The organism is Sphingorhabdus sp. (assembly GCF_044239005.1).
Classification (GTDB): Bacteria; Pseudomonadota; Alphaproteobacteria; order Sphingomonadales; family Sphingomonadaceae; genus Sphingorhabdus_B.
In genome coordinates, this window is the sequence record NZ_JBIICH010000010.1 from 12,375 (window position 1) to 31,152 (window position 18,778).

Genomic DNA, 18,778 nt, shown 5'->3' on the forward strand with positions numbered 1-18,778 from the left:
GGGCGTAAATCGTTGGCAAACGGACACATGGGGGCGGGTGACCGGCCCATATATACTTTAAGTGGGCACAGCCTTGTCGGGGACAAGCGCACAACGCCTATTCGCGGGGACCTAGCCGACATCAGTCTGGCCGGAAAGCTGTTCGCACCGCATTATGCCGTGCCGATGCTGCGCACCGGCATTGCGCCCGTGACCGAAATTCATGCCGAGGCGCATGCCACATCCATGCCCGTTAGCGCGTTAATGCATGGTGAGGAGTTCGCCGTGCTTGATGTCGCGGGCGAATGGGCATGGGGCTATTGCCTGCACGACAATTATCTGGGTTATGTCCGCTTTGCCGAGCTTGGCGATGATTTTGACGCCACACATATCGTCAGCGCGCCTGCGACATTACTGGTTTCTGAACCATCGACAAAGGCGCCTGTGCTGGCGCGTTACCCCATGGGTGCGCAGTTGCTTTGCGGCAGCCCAAGCGAATGCGGTAAGTATCTGGCGTGCGAAAATGGCTTTGTGCCATTGGCCCATTTGTCCGAAATCGGACGCGTTGCAGCATCACCGGCAGATTTGGCAGAACAGCTGATCGGTACGCCGTACAGCTGGGGTGGGCGCAGCGGGGACGCCATTGATTGCTCGGGCCTTGTTCAATTGGTGTTCGGACTGAAGGGCCATATGCCGCCACGCGATGCCGATATGCAGATGGCAGAATTTGGCGAAGAATTGGCCGAGGGCGACGCGTTGCAGCGCGGCGATCTGGTTTTCTTCCCCGGCCATGTTGGTATCATGGCCGATGCCGAGAACATCATCCACGCCAATGGAACCGCGATGGCGGTTAGCGTTGAACCGCTGACAGATGCGGCGGCACGCTTTGCCGCGCATGATGAAGCGATTGTTGCGCGTAAGCGGGTAAAATGACCAAATCGATCTTCATCGACGGCGCATCGGGCACAACCGGCCTTGAAATCGCGGACCGGCTCGCTGGGCGTGCGGAATTCACGCTCATCACGCTCGATGATGACAAACGTAAGGACCCCGCTGCGAAACGCGAGGCATTGAACGATGCTGACTTTGTCATCCTGTGCTTGCCCGACGATGCGGCAAAAGAGGCGGTGGCAATGACGACGTCGAGCCACACGCGCATCATCGACGCATCGACCGCGCATCGTGTGAACCCGAACTGGGCCTATGGCTTCCCCGAATATCGCACCGGCCAACACGACCGGATTGCCAATGCGCGCCTTGTCAGCAATCCCGGTTGCTACCCCACTGGCTTTTTGGGGCTGGTTGCACCCTTGGTCGCGGCCGGATTGATCCCCGCAGACTGGCCCTACAGCGTCAACGCGGTGTCGGGCTATTCGGGCGGCGGGAAAGCATTGATTGAACGGTTCGAAGGCGGCGAGGGCGCAGATATCGGCTTTCGCACTTATGGCCTTGATCTGAACCACAAGCATGTCGCCGAAATGCAGCAACATGCAGGGCTCGGCCTCGCGCCGATATTCTCACCCGCCGTGGTGCGCGCGTTCCGGGGCATGGTGGTGGAGGTGCCGCTGCCCATCTCGGTCATGCCCGGCAGCGATGATCCCGACGAAATGCACGCTGCGCTGGCTAAGCATTATGCCAATTCGCTCGTCGTCAAAGTGCACCAAGACGCGCCGCCAGCGGAACTGCTGATCCGCGCCGACCAAGAACCGTCCGACAGGCTTGACCTCTACGTCCTCGGCTCACCCGACGGCGCGCAAGTCCGCTTGCTGGCATTGCTCGACAATCTCGGCAAAGGCGCAAGCGGCGCGGCGGTGCAGAACCTGAACATCATGGCCGGATTGGACGAGACGATTGGGTTGCGGTTGTAAGCGCGACAATCGGATGTAACACCGCGTCACCCTGAACTTGTTTCAGGGTCTTAATTTCAACAACGCGCAAAAAGTAAGATGCTGAAACGCGTTCAGCATGACGTGGTAGAAACCTCAATAAGGCGGCTGATGCCACCCCTTCGGGCTGCTCGTAAATATCTCGCAGCCGTCTTCGGTGATGCCGATGCTGTGTTCGAACTGCGCGCTCAATGAACGGTCGCGCGTGACGGCCGTCCAGCCATCGTCGAGGACTTTGCCGGCTGCCTTGCCGATGTTGATCATGGGTTCGATGGTGAAAATCATGCCGGGGCGCAGCTCTGGCCCAGTGCCGGGGCGACCAACATGGACGATTTCGGGGGCGTCGTGGAATAATTGGCCAAGGCCATGGCCGCAGAAATCGCGGACGACGCCATAGCGGTGCTTTTCGGCATGGGTCTGGATCGCGTGGCCAATGTCGCCGACGCGGTTGCCGGGCTTGGCGGCTTCGATGCCGAGCATCAGGCATTCATAGGTCACGTCGACCAAGCGCTTTGCCTTTACCGGCACGTCGCCGACAAGGAACATACGGCTGGTGTCGCCGTGCCAGCCATTCAGCTGCGGCGTGACGTCGATGTTGACGATGTCCCCGTCCTTCAATTTCTTGTCCGATGGAATGCCGTGGCAAATGACATGGTTGATCGAAATGCAGCAGCTGTGCGTGTAACCGCGATAGCCAAGGGTTGCTGGCACTGCGCCACCGCGTATGGTCATCTCGCGGACGATATCGTCCAGTTCCTCGGTGCTGACACCCGGCACGACATGCGGCACCAATGCATCGAGTATTTCGGCGGCAAGGCGGCCGGCCTTGCGCATGCCCTCAAAGCCTTCGGCTCCGTGTAATTTGATGACCCCGTCGCGGGCCTGCATCGCCTCTTCGGGCGTAACGCTTACATATTGTTCCATGCGGGAGATATAAGGTAATAATCCGCACTTTGCGAGGGGGTGATTTATGCTATCGCGTGCGTATGACAGATTCCCGCATATATACCGCAGCGCTTGTAATCATCGGCGACGAAATTCTCTCTGGCCGAACACAGGACAAAAATGTCGCGCAGATTGCCCTTTGGCTCAATATTCAAGGCATTCGCTTACGCGAAGTGCGTGTGGTCGCTGATGACATGGACGCCATTATTGAGGCAGTGAACCTCTTGCGTGCGCGCAATGACTATCTGTTCACCACCGGCGGTATTGGCCCGACGCATGATGACATTACCGTTGATGCGATTGCGGCAGCGCTCGGCGTCGATGTTGTTATTCATCCAGAGGCAAGCGCCGTCCTGCATGCATATTATGAAACACGCGGCGGCATTAACCCGGGCCGCCTGCGCATGGCGCGTGTGCCCAATGGCGCGGATCTTATCCCCAACAAGATGTCGGGTGCGCCCGGCATTCGCCACGGCAACATCTTCATCATGGCTGGCGTGCCGCATATCACCGCCGGAATGTTGGATGCCCTGACCGGTAGTTTGGAGGGTGGTGCGCCCTTGTTGTCACAACAAATCGGCTGCTGGGTGGCCGAAAGCGAAGTGGCCAAACTGCTGGGCGATACCGAAAAACATCATGAAGGTTGCCAGATCGGCAGTTACCCGTTTTTCCGCGAAGGCAAGGTCGGGGCGAATTTCGTTGTCCGGACAACAGACGCGGATAAACTTGCTGAATGCATCGAGGCGCTGAAACTTGGTTTGCGCGGTTTAGGCTATGATTCCGTCGATGGTGGAATTTAAACGCAGGTTCGTCAGCCCGTTCATGTGCAGTCAAGCCTTCGTTCCGTTATGAGGATTGTAATGCGCAAATTTACTCAATCGCTCGCTTTGGCAGCCCTGCTGCTGTCCACCTCTGCTTACGCACAAAATGTTGCGCCTGCTGCATCTGTCGCGGCAAAGGCGGCCAAAGTTCCGTGGCTGTATGAAGGCAGCGATGTACCTGTCGACGACAGCTGGACCTTTGGCGTTTTGCCTAATGGGCTGCGCTATGCGGTGAAGAAAAATGATGTGCCTGCTGGGCAGGTGTCCATCCGCGTGCGAATTGATGCAGGCGCGTTGCATGAAAATAATGATGAGCAAGGTTTTGCCCATCTGATCGAGCATCTGTCTTTCCGTGGATCGACATTTGTGCCTGATGGCGAGGCAAAGCGCATTTGGCAAAGGTTCGGCGTCACCTTTGGCAGCGACAGCAATGCGCAAACAACCCCGACGCAGACGGTCTACAAGCTCGACTTGCCCAATGCGACGCCCGAAAAGCTGGACGAGTCCGTCAAAATCATTTCGGGCATGATCCGCAATCCGCGTATCTCGCCCAATGCTTTGAACGCCGAACGCGCCATTGTCCTTGCGGAGCTGCGCGAAAATAGCGGTGCGCAAATGGTCTATAGCGACGCCCTGCGTCAGCACGCGTTTCAGGGTCAGCGGCTCGCAAACCGGTCGACGATTGGTACGCCTGAAACATTGCAGGCTTCCGACGCCTTGCGCCTGAGTGCATTTCATGACCGTTGGTATCGGCCCGAAAATGCAGTCGTCGTGATGGCTGGCGATATGGAGCCCGTGCAGCTCGCCAATTTGGTGCAGAAATATTTCAACGACTGGAAAGGGAAGGGCGCCCGCGCGCCTGAGCCTGCCTTTGGCGATCCAACACCGCAGGGCACCCCGACGCGCGTGCTGATTGAGCCAACATTGCCTACCACCGTCAGCATTGCTTACTTACGCCCTTGGCGGAAAGTTAACGATACGATTGCGTATAATGAGCAGTTGTTGATTGACGCCCTTGCACTTCAGATCATCAATCGCAGGCTTGAGGTGCAGGCGCGCAGTGGCGGCAATTATCTGTTCGCTGAAATCGCGCAGGATGATATTTCGCGCACCGCAGATACGACTTTGGTGTCGATCACCCCCGTTGGCGACAAATGGGAAGCGGCAACGCGCGATGTGCGCGCAGTTATCGCCGATGCCATTGCCACGCCACCATCGGTTGCGGATATCGAGCGTGAGAAAACGCTTTTCGGAAATGCGTTGCGCACAATGCTCGACAGCTATCCGTTTGAAGCCGCCGCGAAGCAAGCGGACGATATCGTCAATGCCGTGGATATTCGGGAAACGGTAGCCGCGCCCAAAACCGTTGTTCAGGTCTATGAAGGCATGAAGGACAAGTTTACGCCGCAGCGGCTGCTGGCGTCGACACAGAAGCTTTTCATGGCGGACGCGACACGATTGATGCTGTCTTCACCCGCGCCGATCGCCGACGCAGACAATCGTGCGCTCGCTGCATTGAACGTCGTCGTATCGGCAAATACGACTGCGCGTTTATCCGAAAATACCCTTGGCTTTGCGGCGTTGCCCAAGCTTGGCGCGCCCGGCAAGTTGGTGAGCGAGGAAACAATCTCGCGCTTGCAGATGACCCGGCTTGAGCTGTCGAATGGCGTGCGGGCTTTGCTATACCCGAACAAGGCCGAAAGCGGCCAGATTCGCGTCCTCGTTCGTTTCGGTCGCGGCTATCAAGCGGTTACCCCTGACAATGGCAGCCTGCTGTGGGCAGGGCCGATTGTTTTGCCGGAAAATGGCATTGGCAAACTCAAGCGCACCGACATTGACCAGATGGTGAATGGGCGGCGCATTGAACTCAACTTCTCCATTGATGATGATGCATTCCAGTTTGGCGCAAATACGCGGCCTGATGACCTTGCGGATCAGTTGACGTTAATTGCCACAAAGATCGAGCATCCCGGTTGGGACCCGGCGCCCGTTGAACGGGCAAAGGCGCTCGCCACGTCGGGTTATGCGAGTTTCGAAATGTCGGCGACCTCGGTGTTGCAGCGTGATTTGGAATATCTGCTACGCAACAATGACCCACGCTGGAAAGCCGCGGCACCGGCGGATGTTGCGAAAGTCGATGCAGCCAAGTTCGAAGCATATTGGAAGCCACTGATGGCGCAGGGACCCGTTGAGGTTCTTCTCTTTGGGGACTTCGACAAGGCCGCGGCGGTTGCGGCGTTGGAAAAAAGCTTTGGTGCTTTGTCGCCGCGCGTGCCTATGCCCGTCGCGGCAGCGGCGCGCGATGTCCGTTTCCCAGCGCCGACCGCGACCCCCATAAAGCTGACGCATCGCGGCGCGGGTGATCAGGCGGCGGCGGTGATGGCATGGCCCACCGGCGGCGGGATTGCCGGCATCAGCGAAGGACGGCAGCTGGAAACATTAGCAGCAATTTTCCGTGACCGCCTGTTTGAGAAATTCCGTGCGGAGCAGGCCGCAAGCTACAGTCCCGACATGGCGGCCAATTGGCCCATCAATTTCAACAGCGGTGGATATTTGATGGCCTATACGCAGGTCAAACCAACCGACGTGGACCGTTTTTTTGCATTCGCGGATTCGGTTGCGGCGGATTTGATCGCTAATCCTGTGAGCGCCGATGAACTGCAGCGTGCGGTCGAGCCGACCAAGCAAGCCATTGAGCGCGCCGCGTCAGGCAACACATTTTGGCTCAACCAGCTCAAGGGGTCGACATATGATCCTGAACGCTTCGCTGCATTGGGGACGCTTTACAGTGATTATAACAGCGTGACGCCCGAGATATTACAAGCACTGGCAAAGCGCTATTTCGTCAAGGACAAGGCGTGGAAGCTTGTGGTTGCACCGCAGTCTGCGAATGCAGACGCCCCAAATTCGCGCTGACGCTGCTTTTGTCCTTACAATCCGCTTAGGCAGAGAGCGTCAAAGCACATATTTCGACAAGTCAGTGTCTTTTGCGATGCCCGATAGCTGCTTGTGCACATAGTCCGCGTCGATCACGATTACGTCACCCTTGCGGTCTTCGGCATCGAAGCTGATATCTTCCAGCAGCTTTTCCATAACCGTTTGCAGCCGCCGTGCACCGATATTTTCAACGGTCGAATTCACGTCCACCGCAATGCGCGCGATGGCATCAATCGCATCATCGCTAAACTCGAGCGTGACTTCTTCAGTCGCCAGTAACGCCGTATATTGCTGCGGCAAATTGGCGCGGGTTTCCGAAAGGATACGGACGAAATCGGCATGTTCCAATGCGCGCAACTCAACACGGATGGGCAGACGGCCCTGTAGTTCAGGCAGCATGTCGCTAGGCTTTGAAATGTGGAACGCGCCTGATGCGATAAACAGCACATGGTCGGTTTTCATGGGGCCATATTTGGTCGCCACTGTCGTGCCTTCGATCAATGGCAGCAGGTCGCGCTGGACGCCTTCACGGCTAACGGATCCTCCGCGCACATCCGACACGGCAATCTTGTCGATCTCGTCCAGAAAGACGATTCCATTGGCTTCCGCGTCCGCCAAAGCTGCGCGGTTGACGTCGTCTTGGTCAAGACGCTTTTCGGATTCTTCCTCGACCAGCTTGTTCCAAGCGTCGGGGACCTTCATTTTGCGGCGTTTCAGATTGTCTTTGCCAAAGGCTTTGCCCATCATTTCGCCAAGGTTGATCATGCCGACATTGCCGCCCAGGCCTGGAATTTCCATCGGCGTGGTTGGGCTGTCAGATACTTCAATCTCGATTTCGACATCGTCCATGTGGCGATCACGAATGCGCTGGCGAAATGCTTCGCGCGTGGCTTCGCTCGCAGTATCGCCCGCCAACGGCTTCAGAATGCGTTCCATCGCGGCGGCTTCGGCGGCCTCACGCACATGTTCGCGGCGGCGTTCTTTCTCAAGACGGACGGCCTCTTCAGCTAGGTCACGGGCGATCTGCTCAACGTCTCGACCAACATAGCCAACTTCGGTGAACTTGGTCGCTTCGACCTTGATAAACGGTGCATCCGCAAGCTTGGCGAGACGGCGCGAAATTTCGGTCTTGCCGCAGCCCGTGGGGCCAATCATCAGGATGTTTTTTGGCGTCACTTCATCGCGTAAATCCGCGCCGAGACGCTGGCGGCGCCAGCGATTGCGCAGCGCCACCGCGACCGCACGTTTCGCGTCGGCCTGGCCAATAATATGTTCGTCAAGAGCAGCCACAATGGCTTTAGGTGTGAGAGCGTTTTTCATTACTGCCTAGATGGGAAGTTGCTGGAACCGTTCAAGTGACGCGCAGGTTATGCGGCGCTATCCAACGTCTCAACGGTCAGTTGATCGTTGGTGTACACGCAGATTTCAGCAGCGATTTTCATGGCGTGACGTGCCATTTTTTCGGCATCTGCCTCATAATCCGCCAGCGCCCGTGCCGCTGACAATGCGTAATTGCCGCCAGACCCAATCGCAGCGATGCCATCATTGGGTTCAAGCACATCGCCATTGCCAGTGAGGATCAATGTCACGTCTTTGTCAGCGACAATCATCATCGCTTCCAAATTGCGCAGATATTTGTCGGTGCGCCAATCTTTGGCCAATTCCACCGCAGCGCGCATCAATTGACCGCGATGCTGCTCCAGCTTGCGCTCAAGTCGTTCAAACAGTGTGAACGCATCGGCGGTCGCGCCGGCAAAGCCACCAATGACGGATCCGTCATGCAGCTGACGGACCTTCTTGGCATTGGGCTTCATGACCGTTTGACCCATGGAGACTTGGCCATCACCAGCGATGACGACTTTGCCGTTTTTGCGCACAGACAATATGGTGGTGCCGTACCAAGTGGACGGATTTCCGTGAGAGTGATTTTCCATTTTTTGGATATGGGTCGATTGACGCCAAAGCGCAAGAGAGGGCTTAGGCGCTTTGAATATCTGTCAGGCGGCGTTCCCATGCGAGCGCGTGTTGAACGATTTGGTCCAGATTGTCGTAGCGCGGTTCCCATCCAAAGCGATCCTTGATCGCTTTATTGTCAGAAATCAGCGAGTCAGGATCTCCAGCGCGTCGACCTTCCATTTTGCGGTCCAATTTCTTGTTGGTCACGCGGTCGACAGCATCAAGGACCTGCATCACCGAATAGCCATGGCCGTATCCGCAATTGAGCGTGTGGCTGCGCGCGGGATCCGCGATAAGTGCCTCAAGCGCGATGACGTGCGCCGCAGCAAGGTCGCTGACATGGATGTAATCGCGAACGCCAGTCCCGTCTTCGGTCGCATAGTCAGTGCCGAAAACGCTCACGCTTTCCCGCTTGCCGAGGGCAGCCTCAACCGCGATTTTTAGCAAATGTGTCGCGCCGACAGTGGACTGGCCTGTGCGCGCAAGTGGATCTGCGCCTGCGACATTGAAGTAACGCAGCGCGCAATAGTTGAAATCATGTGCCGCCGCGACATCGCGCAGCATCATTTCAGTCATCAATTTCGATGTTCCGTACGGATTGATGGGTTTGGTCGCCATATCTTCGCGCACCGGGCTGGTTTCGGGGATGCCATATGTGGCCGCGGTCGACGAAAAAATCATATGTTTGACGCCGGATGAAACGGCCGTCTCAATCAAACTGCGGCTTTTGGCAGTGTTGTTGTTGTAATATTTTAGCGGGTTCTCAACAGATTCCGGCACAACCACCGATCCCGCAAAGTGCATGATCGCGTCGATATGTTCATCACGAATGATGCTTTCGACCAGCTCTGAATCGCTGATGTCTCCATGGAAGAATCCGGCGTCTTCAGCCACGGCCCAACGGAAGCCAGTTACCAGATTATCGATAACAATAGGGCGATGACCCGCGTCGATTAAAGCGAGCACGGCGTGGCTGCCAATATATCCAGCGCCTCCAGTCACCAAGACGTTGAGCTTTTGTACCATGGTCGCATTTCCCGTTATTGCTATTGCCGACACGCCCGGAGTCCGTGCTATTCGTTAATGTGTCTCTATTTTCCGGACTGTTGCATTTTTCATTCAATACTGCGAACCATTTTGGATGGCCATGTTTCTTCAAAATCATGTTGCGGTTGGTTGCGGTAACGGCGGTATTCCTTGCGCGTAGCGGTGCACCAGATGACGAGCGGTGTTTTGCCAGCGACGAACGTTTCTGAGATGATCGGGGCGATCGAAGCGGCTGCGCTCGGCGGGGCCGTCATGTATTTTGCGCCCGAAATGTCGATAATGATTAACCGAAGGCGTGACGAAGCGCGGTTGTACATATGTGAAGAGGCGCAGACCGAATCGATTGGGCGGATCGCTGAAGTTGCATCTCGCAATAAGATATGGGTTCACTTGGGATCTATTCCGGTTGTGCATGGTGCCGGACCACAACTCGCAAACCGCAGCATCGTCATCTCGGCCAATGGCGAAATTATCGCGCGCTATGATAAAATCCATTTGTTTGATGTGGATTTGAAATCCGGCGAAAGTTGGCGCGAGTCTTCTGCCTATGTCGGCGGGGAAAACCCCGTAATCGTGGACACGCCATTGGGACGAATGGGGCTAGCGGTTTGTTACGATATGCGTTTTCCAGACTTGTTCAGCGCTTATGCAAAAGCGGGCGTCGATATCATCACACTGCCGTCGGCATTTACAGTGCCCACAGGCGTGGCGCACTGGCACGCGTTGCTTCGGGCACGGGCGATTGAAAGCGAATGTTTTGTGATTGCAGCAGCGCAATGCGGGGCACATGAAGATGGCCGTGAGACGTACGGCCATTCTCTTGTGGTCGATCCTTGGGGAGAGGTCGTCCTTGATATGGGAACCACCCCCGGACTCGCTTTTGTTGATTTGAATCTTGATAAGATCGCGGAAGTTCGGCAGCAAATTCCCGTGCATCAAAACCGCCGCGCAATCGCTGAGCCTAGATTTTGTGAATAGAATGACCGCGAGCATTTCGGAATGAGCAGCTTTACCCTGATGAATTGGCAAGACCATTTTTGGACAGCTTTGTCCGCGGCGTCGGCATTACTGGTGCTGATTAGCAGTGTTGCGGACCGGCGGCGCCATAAACGGACAAAACTTGATCAAGTCGGTATAATGCCCTGGACCGGCATTACAGTATTTTCCGTGCTGATGACTGTATTGGCCGCGGCGTTGGCGATTAAAGGGCTTTAGGTCCTGACCCTAGCCGAGGCACGCCTCAAGGAATGGCTGGTCAAATCCGAACTGCCGTGCCTTTTCCAGCGTATAGGGACGAACGCCACCCGCGACCCACTCTCCGTGGATTTTGCCGTCAGAATCTTCATCGCGATATTCAAATTTAAACAGATCCTGCGTGACAATGACGTCGCCTTCCATCCCGATTACCTCGGTAATCTGGGTGGTGCGACGTGAACCATCGCGCAGACGCTTCACCTGAACGATAAGGTCGACCGATTCCGCAATTTGGCGCGAAATGGCTTCTTTGGGTATTTTGATGTCGCCCATCATGATCATATTTTCCATACGACCCAAGCATTCGCGCGGGTTGTTGGCGTGGAGCGTACACATGGATCCATCATGACCGGTGTTCATTGCGGCGAGGAGGTCGAAACACTCCGCTCCACGAATTTCGCCCAAGATGATCCGGTCAGGGCGCATACGCAGCGCGTTCTTCACAAGGTCACCGATGGTAATAGCGCCATCACCTTCCAAGTTCGGAGGGCGCGTTTCAAGCGGGAGCCAATGCGGCTGTTGAAGCCGAAGTTCGGCAGCATCTTCAATCGTCAAAACGCGCTCACCTGGGTCAATCATTTTGGACAAAGCGTTCAGCATTGTCGTTTTGCCGGAACCCGTACCGCCTGAAATGACGATATTCATCCGGCTTGCCCCAGCAATCTTCAATGCCGTTGCCATAGGTTCGCTCATCGAACCAAAGCCCTTCAACATGTCGATTGTGATTGGCTTTTCGGAAAATTTACGAATGGAAATGGCTGTGCCGCGCAGTGATAACGGGGGAACAATGACGTTCACGCGGCTACCGTCTTTCAATCGGGCGTCAGCCAAAGGTGTGGTCTGGTCAACGCGGCGACCGACTTGGTTCACGATGCGCTGTGCGATCTGGAACAAATGCTCTTCGTCACGAAACTGGATCGGCGCAATCTGCAGCTTTCCCTTTTTTTCGATATAGGTCTGCAACGGGCCATTGACCATGATATCGGTAATGTCCGGATCGCTGAGCAGCTCTTCAAGCGGACCGAAGCCGAGCAGTTCGTCGACGAGCACTTTTTCCAAAGCAAATTGTTCGCGGCGGTTCAGCGTCAGCTTGAGTTCGGCCAGCACTTCAAGAATGATCGGGCGGAACTCTTCGGTCAGCTCTTCTTTATTCAGCGATGCCGCCGCTTCGGGGTCCACACGCTCCAATAGGCGCGGGAGAACCTGTTCTTTGATTTTGTGTACCGAAGCTTCAAAGCCTTGGGGCCCTTCATCGACTGGTGCCGCGTTGTTTGCGCGGTCTGACAAGCGCGACATGGCTTCCTGCATGGCGGTTTGTGGCCCGCCGTTATTGCCGCCGGTTAAATTTGCCGATTCAATGGGTGGAAATTGTTCGCCACCGCCCGTCGTTGGCGCGTCATCTGGCTGTTGCGCAATCGAGGGCCCACCGCCGGTCATGGGGCGCGCCACGCCAAATGATGAGCGCCCTAAAGACAAACCCGGTTTTTTCCCAAATGCGCTCACGTCATCCCGCTCCGATATTCTATGGACTAAGGATTTCTGGCTACCGACAAATGGTAAATAAATCGGTAACAGTTTGCTTTTATTGGGTTGCCCGACAAAGATTTCTGCCGCTTTGCATTCCCGGCAAACACTTTTAAGGGGGGCATGGTAATCGAGGGAAATCCAGTGCCTGCATCGTCGGCCCGATCGGGTCTTTTATATGCCGTTTGCGGCTTTGCTCTGTTGTCATTGGGCGATGCGGTCATCAAATCGATTGCCGGTGCCTGGCCCGGTACTGCCGTGGCGGCGCTGCGCTATTCGATCGGTGCGCTGGGCTTGGGCACCTTGTTGTACATCAAGGAAGGCAGGCAGGGATTTGCTTTGCCCATGCCCAAAATTCAGATCCTGCGCGGATTTGCCGTGGCCATGGCAACCATCTGTTTCTTTTTGTCGATCTTCGTCATGCCCTTGGCTGAGGCTACGGCAATTGGTTTTACAAGCCCGATGATCACGGCGGTCTTGAGTGCTATTTTTCTGCACGAACGGACGAATGTGACCAAATGGATGGCGACATTTATTGCGTTTGGCGGCGTTCTACTCATCATGCGGCCCAATGTTGCCGAACTGGGTTGGGTTGCTTTGTTGCCGCTCGCAGCGGCCATGTCGATGGCGCTTTTGATGATTGGTAATCGCGCCGTCGCTGGCGCAGGGACACCGATTTTGATGCAATTTCTGGTCGCGTCGCTTGCGGTGCCATTCATCCTGACCGCAGCGATTTTGGGTCATTTTTCGGGCGTTCCGACATTGCACATAGGCATGCCGGACTGGACCATCGTGGCGCGCTGTGCGGTCGTTGCGGTCACCGCAAGCTTTGCGCACTGGCTGATTTTTATGGCAACGACCCGCGCGTCGGCCGCAGAAATCGCGCCGATGACATATGTCCAGTTGTTGATGGCACTCGCGCTCGGCATATTGGTTTTTGGCGATTGGCCAGACATGACATCGCTTGCCGGGTCCGCGATCATTATCGCCAGCGGCCTTCTGTTGTGGCGCAAGTCGCGCGCATAGTTCCACCGCAATCGCCTGCAATATGGGTGCCAATAGCGTCTCTGCAAATTAGGAAAAGACTTGGCCAAAACGGGCTGCTATCGCTCGGCCATGTCAGACCAAAAGCATCTCTATCTCGTCGATGGCTCCGCCTATATTTTCCGGGCCTATCACCGGCTGCCCCCGCTCACCAATAAACATGGCGAACCTGTTGGCGCGGTATATGGCTATACGACCATGCTGTGGAAGCTGGCGGACGACCTCAATCAAGCGGATGGTCCAACACATATGGCTGTTGTCCTCGATAAATCGAGCCAGTCATTCCGCAACCGTATCTATGACCAATATAAGGCGCACAGGCCCGACCCACCGGAGGATTTAAGACCACAATTCCCGATGATCCGGGATGCGACACGGGCGTTTTCTTTGCCGTTGGTCGAAGAGGATGATGTCGAGGCCGACGATATGATCGCAAGCTATGCGCGCGCCGCTTGCGCCGCCGGCTGGCATGTCACCATCGTCAGCAGCGACAAGGACCTAATGCAGTTGGTGGAACCATCTATCGACATGTTCGACACGATGAAAAACGAACGCATTCGCGCCGAGGAAGTATACGAAAAATTTGGTGTTGAACCCGACAGAGTTGGCGATGTGCTGGCGCTGATGGGCGATAGCGTCGACAATGTGCCCGGTGTCCCCGGCGTCGGGCCAAAGACCGCGACGAAGCTTATTCAAGAATTCGGTGACCTCGAAAGTGTCTTGGCCGCCGCGCCTTCGATGAAGCCCTCCAAAATGCGCGATAATTTGATTGAGCATGCGGAAAAGGCGCGTCTGTCGAAAGTGCTGGTGACTTTGAAAGACGACTGCCCGCTGCCCATCGCGATTGAAGACATGACGTTGGGGGCGATTCCCGAAGAGCCACTCGCCGCATTTTTGGAGCATCACGGGTTCAACTCGCTTTTGAAGCGTATCGGACACGTCGCAAATACCGCTGCTGCCAATAAGGCGATTGCCGGCAACCCTAAGGCAGCGAGCAAGGGTGACGCGCCCGTAACCGCGCCCACAGCGGGGACAGCCGCTTTGCCGCCCGCCATGCCCAAAATTGATGTGTCGACATATGAATGCGTCACGGATGTTGCTCGGCTGGACCATTGGATTTCCCGCGCCCGTGAAACAGGGACGTTGGGTTTCGACACCGAAACAGACAGCTTGCAAGCCGCGAGCGCCAATCTTGTGGGCTTCAGCCTAGCGGTCGCACCGGGGGAGGCATGTTATGTCCCGTTGGCACATGGCGGCACAGATATGTTCGCGGAAAAGCCTATTCAGATAGAAATGAACATAGCTTTGCAACGGTTGCGCCCACTGCTTAGCGATCCAAGCGTGCTGAAAATTGGCCAGAATCTGAAATATGACATGTCGGTATTGGCGCGGCATGATGTGCACATAACGCCCTACGATGACACGATGGTCATGAGCTTTGCCTTGGATGCAGGTCGTCAACTGCATGGCATGGATGAGCTCGCCAAAACGCATTTGGGGCATGAATGCATCTCTTATAAAAGCGTCACGGGAACGGGCAAAAGCCAGATTGGGTTTGCCGCAGTACCGCTGTCTGATGCGACCTGTTATGCGGCGGAAGATGCTGATGTAACCCTGCGGTTGTGGCACCACCTAAAGTTACGGATGAGCCCTGAAAAGGCGACCAGCGTCTATGAACTGGTGGACCGCCCACTCGTGCCAGTCCTGTCGCAGATGGAATGCTTAGGCATTAAAGTCGACCGGACGGTGCTGGCGCGATTGTCATCCGAATTCGCGGCGCAAATGGAATTGCTTGAAAAGGAAATTCATGGCCTTGCCGGACAGCCGTTTACGATCGGTAGCCCACAGCAGCTGGGCGAAATCCTGTTTGGAAAAATGGGCTATAAGGGCGGCAAAAAGGGCAAGTCCGGGCAATATTCGACCGATGTGACCGTGCTGGAAGATCTGGCGGGGCAGGGCATCGACATCGCACGCAAGGTTCTCGATTGGCGGCAACTGGCGAAGCTGAAATCAACCTATACCGACAGCCTGCAGCAGCAGATTGATCCCAAAACCGGCCGCGTGCACACAAGCTATAGCCTGGTTGGCGCGCAAACGGGGCGGCTGTCATCGACCGATCCGAACTTGCAAAATATTCCCATTCGTACCGAAACCGGTCGCCAGATCCGTGACGCTTTTGTCGCCGAACCCGGCAATGTGATCCTGTCGGCCGACTATAGCCAGATCGAGCTTCGGCTCGCGGCGCATTTCGCGGATGTAGAGCCGTTGCGCGATGCCTTTGAAAAGGGCGAAGACATTCACGCGCGCACGGCATTGGAACTGTTCGGCGAAGTAAACCGCGACACGCGTGGCCGTGCCAAGACGATCAACTTTTCCATTCTATATGGCATTTCCCGATGGGGTCTTTCAAAGCGTTTGGAATCGACCGCCGACGAAGCGCAGGCGCTTATCGACGCCTATTTCCAACGTTTCCCAGGCATTTCGAATTATATTCAGGAGACGATGGCCACGGTCCGCGAATGCGGGCACTCGACAACATTGTTCGGGCGGAAAACATGGTTTCCGCGCATATCGTCGCCCAACCAGGCAGAACGGCAGGGCAGTGAGCGCGCTGCCATCAATGCGCCGATTCAGGGGACAAGCGCTGACATCATTAAGCGTGCGATGGTGCAAATGGGGCCGGCGTTGAAAGCCGCTGGCTTAGGCCATGTGAGGATGTTGCTTCAGGTGCATGACGAACTTGTGTTCGAACTGCCCGAGGCTGATGTCGCCGCGGCAAGCGACGTCATCCGGGCTATCATGGCAGGCGCGGCCGAACCGTTGGTAAAGCTCACCGTCCCGCTCGGTATCGAAATCGGGACAGGGCCAAGCTGGGGCGCGGCGCACTAAGACGCCGCCGCCCTGTGCCTTCAGCTTTTGTCGTCTTCCTCTTGCTCAAAAGTGACGGCAACGTCGGCATTTGCCGACAACCGGACTGTGCCGTCTTCGACCGTGGCCACCAATCCGCCATCGATATAATGATGGTGCCCTTTATGGCTGCCCTGGCCTGAATCTGTCTTGGTCAGCTTGATGCGGTTGCCATCAATGCCGTCGACAGTGCCAACATGGACGCCATCGGCCCCGATAACTTCTGCATGTTCTTTGATCTGCGATAGGTCGGCCATGCGTAACTCCTTTTGATTGAGCTAAGCTAACGCGCGAAAGCAGTTTTGGGTTCCGGTTACACGCGACCCGCATCATTCCGGCACGAACAGAGATTCAATCAGCGTCTGCTGGATGAAATGACGGTGACACCAGCGACGGGCTGGACGTTCAGGCCCGTTCAGCCGCGATTGCGGGTTTGCACATATGTGCCGAGCAAGCGGACCGAGTTGCAATGAAAGCGCAGCTCATCCAGCGCGCGGTCAACGGCCGGGTCACCCGGCGCGCCTTCAATATCCGCGAAGAATTCGGTCGCGGCAAAGCTTGCGCCGTTTTGATAGCTTTCCAGCTTCGTCATATTGACGCCATTGGTCGCAAAGCCGCCCATCGCTTTGTACAGGGCTGCAGGGACGTTCTTCACTTCAAAGATGAGCGTCGTCATTAATGTGCCCGTCGCCCCGGTGTTGTTAACGGGTTCACGCGACAACACGACAAATCGCGTCGTATTGCTCGCATCATCCTGAACACCGTCGTTGATCGGGACCAAGCCGTACAGCTCAGCGGCGATTGGCGGCGCTATGGCAGCAGCCGACGTGTCATCATTGGCGGCAACAAAAGCAGCCGCAGCGGCCGTGTCTGCATAAGCGACCGGAATAATGCCATGCGAACGCAGATAATGGCGGCATTGGCCAAGTGCCTGCGGGTGGCTCATGGCTGTTTTCAATTCCGCATCGGCGGATTTCGCCATCAGGCAATGGCGGATCGGCATGAAATGTTCGGCGATGATGCTGAGCCCAGATTCCGGCAGAAGAAAATGGATGTCCGCCACGCGGCCGTGCAGTGAATTCTCAATCGGAATAATCGCCCGCGCTGCCGATCCTTCTTTGACGGCGTCAATGGCATCTTCGAACGAGAAACAGGGCAGGGGCAAGCAATCCGCATCATATTCCAACGCGGCAAGATGGGAATTTGCGCCGGGCGCACCTTGAAAGGCAATCGCTTTTGCAGGCTGTTCATGCGCAGCTAAAGTCATGGTTCTGACAAGAGCGAGTGCGGGTGCGGGGTAACTGTTCATATGGCCATCGCGATAGGATAGCCAAACTTATCCGGCAAGTCTGGAATTGGACACTTGCACGGCCTTACTGACACTATTAGAGGGGCCTGAGAATCCGGACGTCAGACCGACGCCGGCTTAAAACCGCATTTCAGGGCTGATAACCAATGGATGATCGTAGTAACACAATTGCAGGCTGGGTTTTGGCAGGCGGCATCGTCGCGCTCGGACTAAGCATCGTCTCGGGCATGTACTTCCATGGTAAAGCGCCTGAAAAAGAAGGTTTCGCGGTTGTAGCGGAAGCTGGCGGCGAATCCGGTGGTGCCGCTGCTGTGCCGATTGCAACATTGCTTGCCACTGCTGATGTTGCAAAGGGCGAAGCGGTTTTCAAAAAATGCGCAGCTTGCCACACCATTGCGCAAGGTGGCGCCAATGGAATTGGTCCAAATCTTTGGGCCTCGATGGGTAAACCGCACGGCCATGTTGCAGGCTTTTCCTATTCGGATGCGCTGAAAAGCATTCCCGGCAACTGGGACTTCGAAGGCATGGACAAATGGCTTGCCAACCCTAAGAAATATGCGCCCGGCACGAAGATGACTTTTGCTGGCTTGGGTAACCCCGAAGAACGCGCAAATTTGATCGCGTATCTCAATGCGCAGGGCTCAAACCTGCCGTTGCCACCGCCACCAGCAGCCGACGCCGCAGCACCTGCTGCTGATGCCGCAACTGGTGAAGCTGCTGCTGCGCCAGCGGCTGATGCCGCAGCGCCTGCAGCGCCTGCACCTGCACCTGCAGCAAAGTAATCAGTTTAAGTCAGTTTGAGACTTCGTAGAAATCGCAGATAGCATTCCATGCTTCTTCTGCGGTTTCTACAAACTGGAAAAGTTCCAGATCACGTGGGCTGATGACGCCCTCGAGCATAAGCTCCTCAAAGTTCACAACACGGTTCCAGAATTCGCGACCAAAGAGCAGGATCGGCATCTTTTTGATCTTGCCGGTTTGGACAAGCGTGAGCAGTTCGAAAAATTCGTCGAACGTTCCAAAGCCACCGGGGAACACCGCGACGGCACGTGCACGCAGCAAGAAGTGCATTTTGCGCAACGCGAAATAGTGGAACTGGAAACTCAATCGCGGCGTCACAAACAGATTTGGCGCCTGCTCATGCGGAAGCACGATATTGAGGCCAACGG

Annotated in this window: 16 protein-coding genes; 8 read left to right on the top strand and 8 right to left on the bottom strand. The window is 56.0% G+C overall.

The genetic code is table 11. From position 1 onward, the window contains the following. Nucleotides 1–27: 27 nt before the first annotated feature. Nucleotides 28–912, top strand: coding sequence for an NlpC/P60 family protein (locus ACILQA_RS01575; protein WP_395628104.1), 885 nt, complete (start codon nucleotides 28–30; stop codon nucleotides 910–912). Further along, nucleotides 909–1,847, top strand: coding sequence for an N-acetyl-gamma-glutamyl-phosphate reductase (gene argC, locus ACILQA_RS01580; protein WP_395628105.1), 939 nt, complete (start codon nucleotides 909–911; stop codon nucleotides 1,845–1,847). The genes ACILQA_RS01575 and argC overlap by 4 nt, the downstream gene beginning before the upstream one ends. Nucleotides 1,848–1,961: 114 nt before the next feature. Here argC and map read toward each other — a convergent pair whose 3' ends face one another. Next, nucleotides 1,962–2,789 (bottom strand): type I methionyl aminopeptidase, encoded by an 828-nt coding sequence (gene map, locus ACILQA_RS01585; RefSeq protein WP_324478120.1) that lies wholly within the window; start codon nucleotides 2,787–2,789, stop codon nucleotides 1,962–1,964. Between the two features lie 62 nt (nucleotides 2,790–2,851). On the opposite strand from map, the gene ACILQA_RS01590 reads away from it, so the two are divergent. Both ACILQA_RS01590 and ACILQA_RS01595 read left to right on the top strand, forming a co-directional pair. Further along, nucleotides 2,852–3,610 carry a competence/damage-inducible protein A gene (locus ACILQA_RS01590; RefSeq protein ID WP_395628106.1) on the top strand — a complete coding sequence of 253 codons (759 nt, stop codon included), beginning with the start codon at nucleotides 2,852–2,854 and terminating at the stop codon, nucleotides 3,608–3,610. Between the two features lie 60 nt (nucleotides 3,611–3,670). Next, nucleotides 3,671–6,547 (top strand): M16 family metallopeptidase, encoded by a 2,877-nt coding sequence (locus ACILQA_RS01595; RefSeq protein ID WP_395628107.1) that lies wholly within the window; start codon nucleotides 3,671–3,673, stop codon nucleotides 6,545–6,547. A gap of 39 nt (nucleotides 6,548–6,586) precedes the next feature. Here the strand turns inward: ACILQA_RS01595 and hslU are convergent, their stop codons facing one another. The 3 genes from hslU to galE are packed head-to-tail and all read right to left on the bottom strand — an operon-like array spanning nucleotide 6,587 to nucleotide 9,550. Continuing rightward, entirely contained in the window at nucleotides 6,587–7,888 is a 1,302-nt protein-coding gene (gene hslU / locus ACILQA_RS01600; protein WP_395628108.1) for an ATP-dependent protease ATPase subunit HslU, read from the bottom strand. Nucleotides 7,889–7,935: 47 nt separating this feature from the next. Next, a complete protein-coding gene (gene hslV, locus ACILQA_RS01605; RefSeq protein WP_395628109.1) occupies nucleotides 7,936–8,502 on the bottom strand; it encodes an ATP-dependent protease subunit HslV in 567 nt (188 codons plus the stop codon). Between the two features lie 43 nt (nucleotides 8,503–8,545). Continuing rightward, nucleotides 8,546–9,550: a UDP-glucose 4-epimerase GalE gene (galE, locus tag ACILQA_RS01610; protein WP_395628110.1), complete on the bottom strand. Its 1,005-nt coding sequence runs from the start codon at nucleotides 9,548–9,550 to the stop codon at nucleotides 8,546–8,548. Between the two features lie 183 nt (nucleotides 9,551–9,733). Between galE and ACILQA_RS01615 the strand changes: the two genes are divergently transcribed. Continuing rightward, nucleotides 9,734–10,549 (top strand): carbon-nitrogen hydrolase family protein, encoded by an 816-nt coding sequence (locus ACILQA_RS01615; RefSeq protein ID WP_395628119.1) that lies wholly within the window; start codon nucleotides 9,734–9,736, stop codon nucleotides 10,547–10,549. 246 nt (nucleotides 10,550–10,795) lie between these two features. On the opposite strand, the gene ACILQA_RS01620 is transcribed toward ACILQA_RS01615, so the two are convergent. Then, on the bottom strand, nucleotides 10,796–12,328 hold the full coding sequence (locus tag ACILQA_RS01620) for a CpaF family protein (protein WP_395628111.1): 1,533 nt from the start codon (nucleotides 12,326–12,328) through the stop codon (nucleotides 10,796–10,798). A gap of 144 nt (nucleotides 12,329–12,472) precedes the next feature. On the opposite strand from ACILQA_RS01620, the gene ACILQA_RS01625 reads away from it, so the two are divergent. Together ACILQA_RS01625 and polA are read left to right on the top strand one after the other, a co-directional pair. Beyond that, nucleotides 12,473–13,375, top strand: a complete 903-nt coding sequence (locus tag ACILQA_RS01625) for a DMT family transporter (RefSeq protein WP_395628112.1) — start codon at nucleotides 12,473–12,475, stop codon at nucleotides 13,373–13,375. 90 nt (nucleotides 13,376–13,465) lie between these two features. Next, nucleotides 13,466–16,282, top strand: a complete 2,817-nt coding sequence (gene polA / locus ACILQA_RS01630; RefSeq protein WP_395628113.1) for a DNA polymerase I — start codon at nucleotides 13,466–13,468, stop codon at nucleotides 16,280–16,282. A gap of 20 nt (nucleotides 16,283–16,302) precedes the next feature. Here the strand turns inward: polA and ACILQA_RS01635 are convergent, their stop codons facing one another. Both ACILQA_RS01635 and ACILQA_RS01640 read right to left on the bottom strand, forming a co-directional pair. Then, a complete protein-coding gene (locus ACILQA_RS01635; protein ID WP_395628114.1) occupies nucleotides 16,303–16,557 on the bottom strand; it encodes a DUF2171 domain-containing protein in 255 nt (84 codons plus the stop codon). A 158-nt stretch (nucleotides 16,558–16,715) separates the two neighbouring features. Further along, complete coding sequence (locus tag ACILQA_RS01640; RefSeq protein ID WP_395628115.1) at nucleotides 16,716–17,609, bottom strand: prephenate dehydratase; 894 nt, start codon at nucleotides 17,607–17,609, stop codon at nucleotides 16,716–16,718. Between the two features lie 146 nt (nucleotides 17,610–17,755). Between ACILQA_RS01640 and ACILQA_RS01645 the strand changes: the two genes are divergently transcribed. Then, nucleotides 17,756–18,391, top strand: a complete 636-nt coding sequence (locus ACILQA_RS01645) for a c-type cytochrome (RefSeq protein WP_395628116.1) — start codon at nucleotides 17,756–17,758, stop codon at nucleotides 18,389–18,391. A gap of 10 nt (nucleotides 18,392–18,401) precedes the next feature. Here the strand turns inward: ACILQA_RS01645 and ACILQA_RS01650 are convergent. After that, nucleotides 18,402–18,778, bottom strand: a 377-nt coding sequence (locus tag ACILQA_RS01650) for an LOG family protein (RefSeq protein WP_395628117.1), incomplete at its 5' end; no start/stop codon positions are given.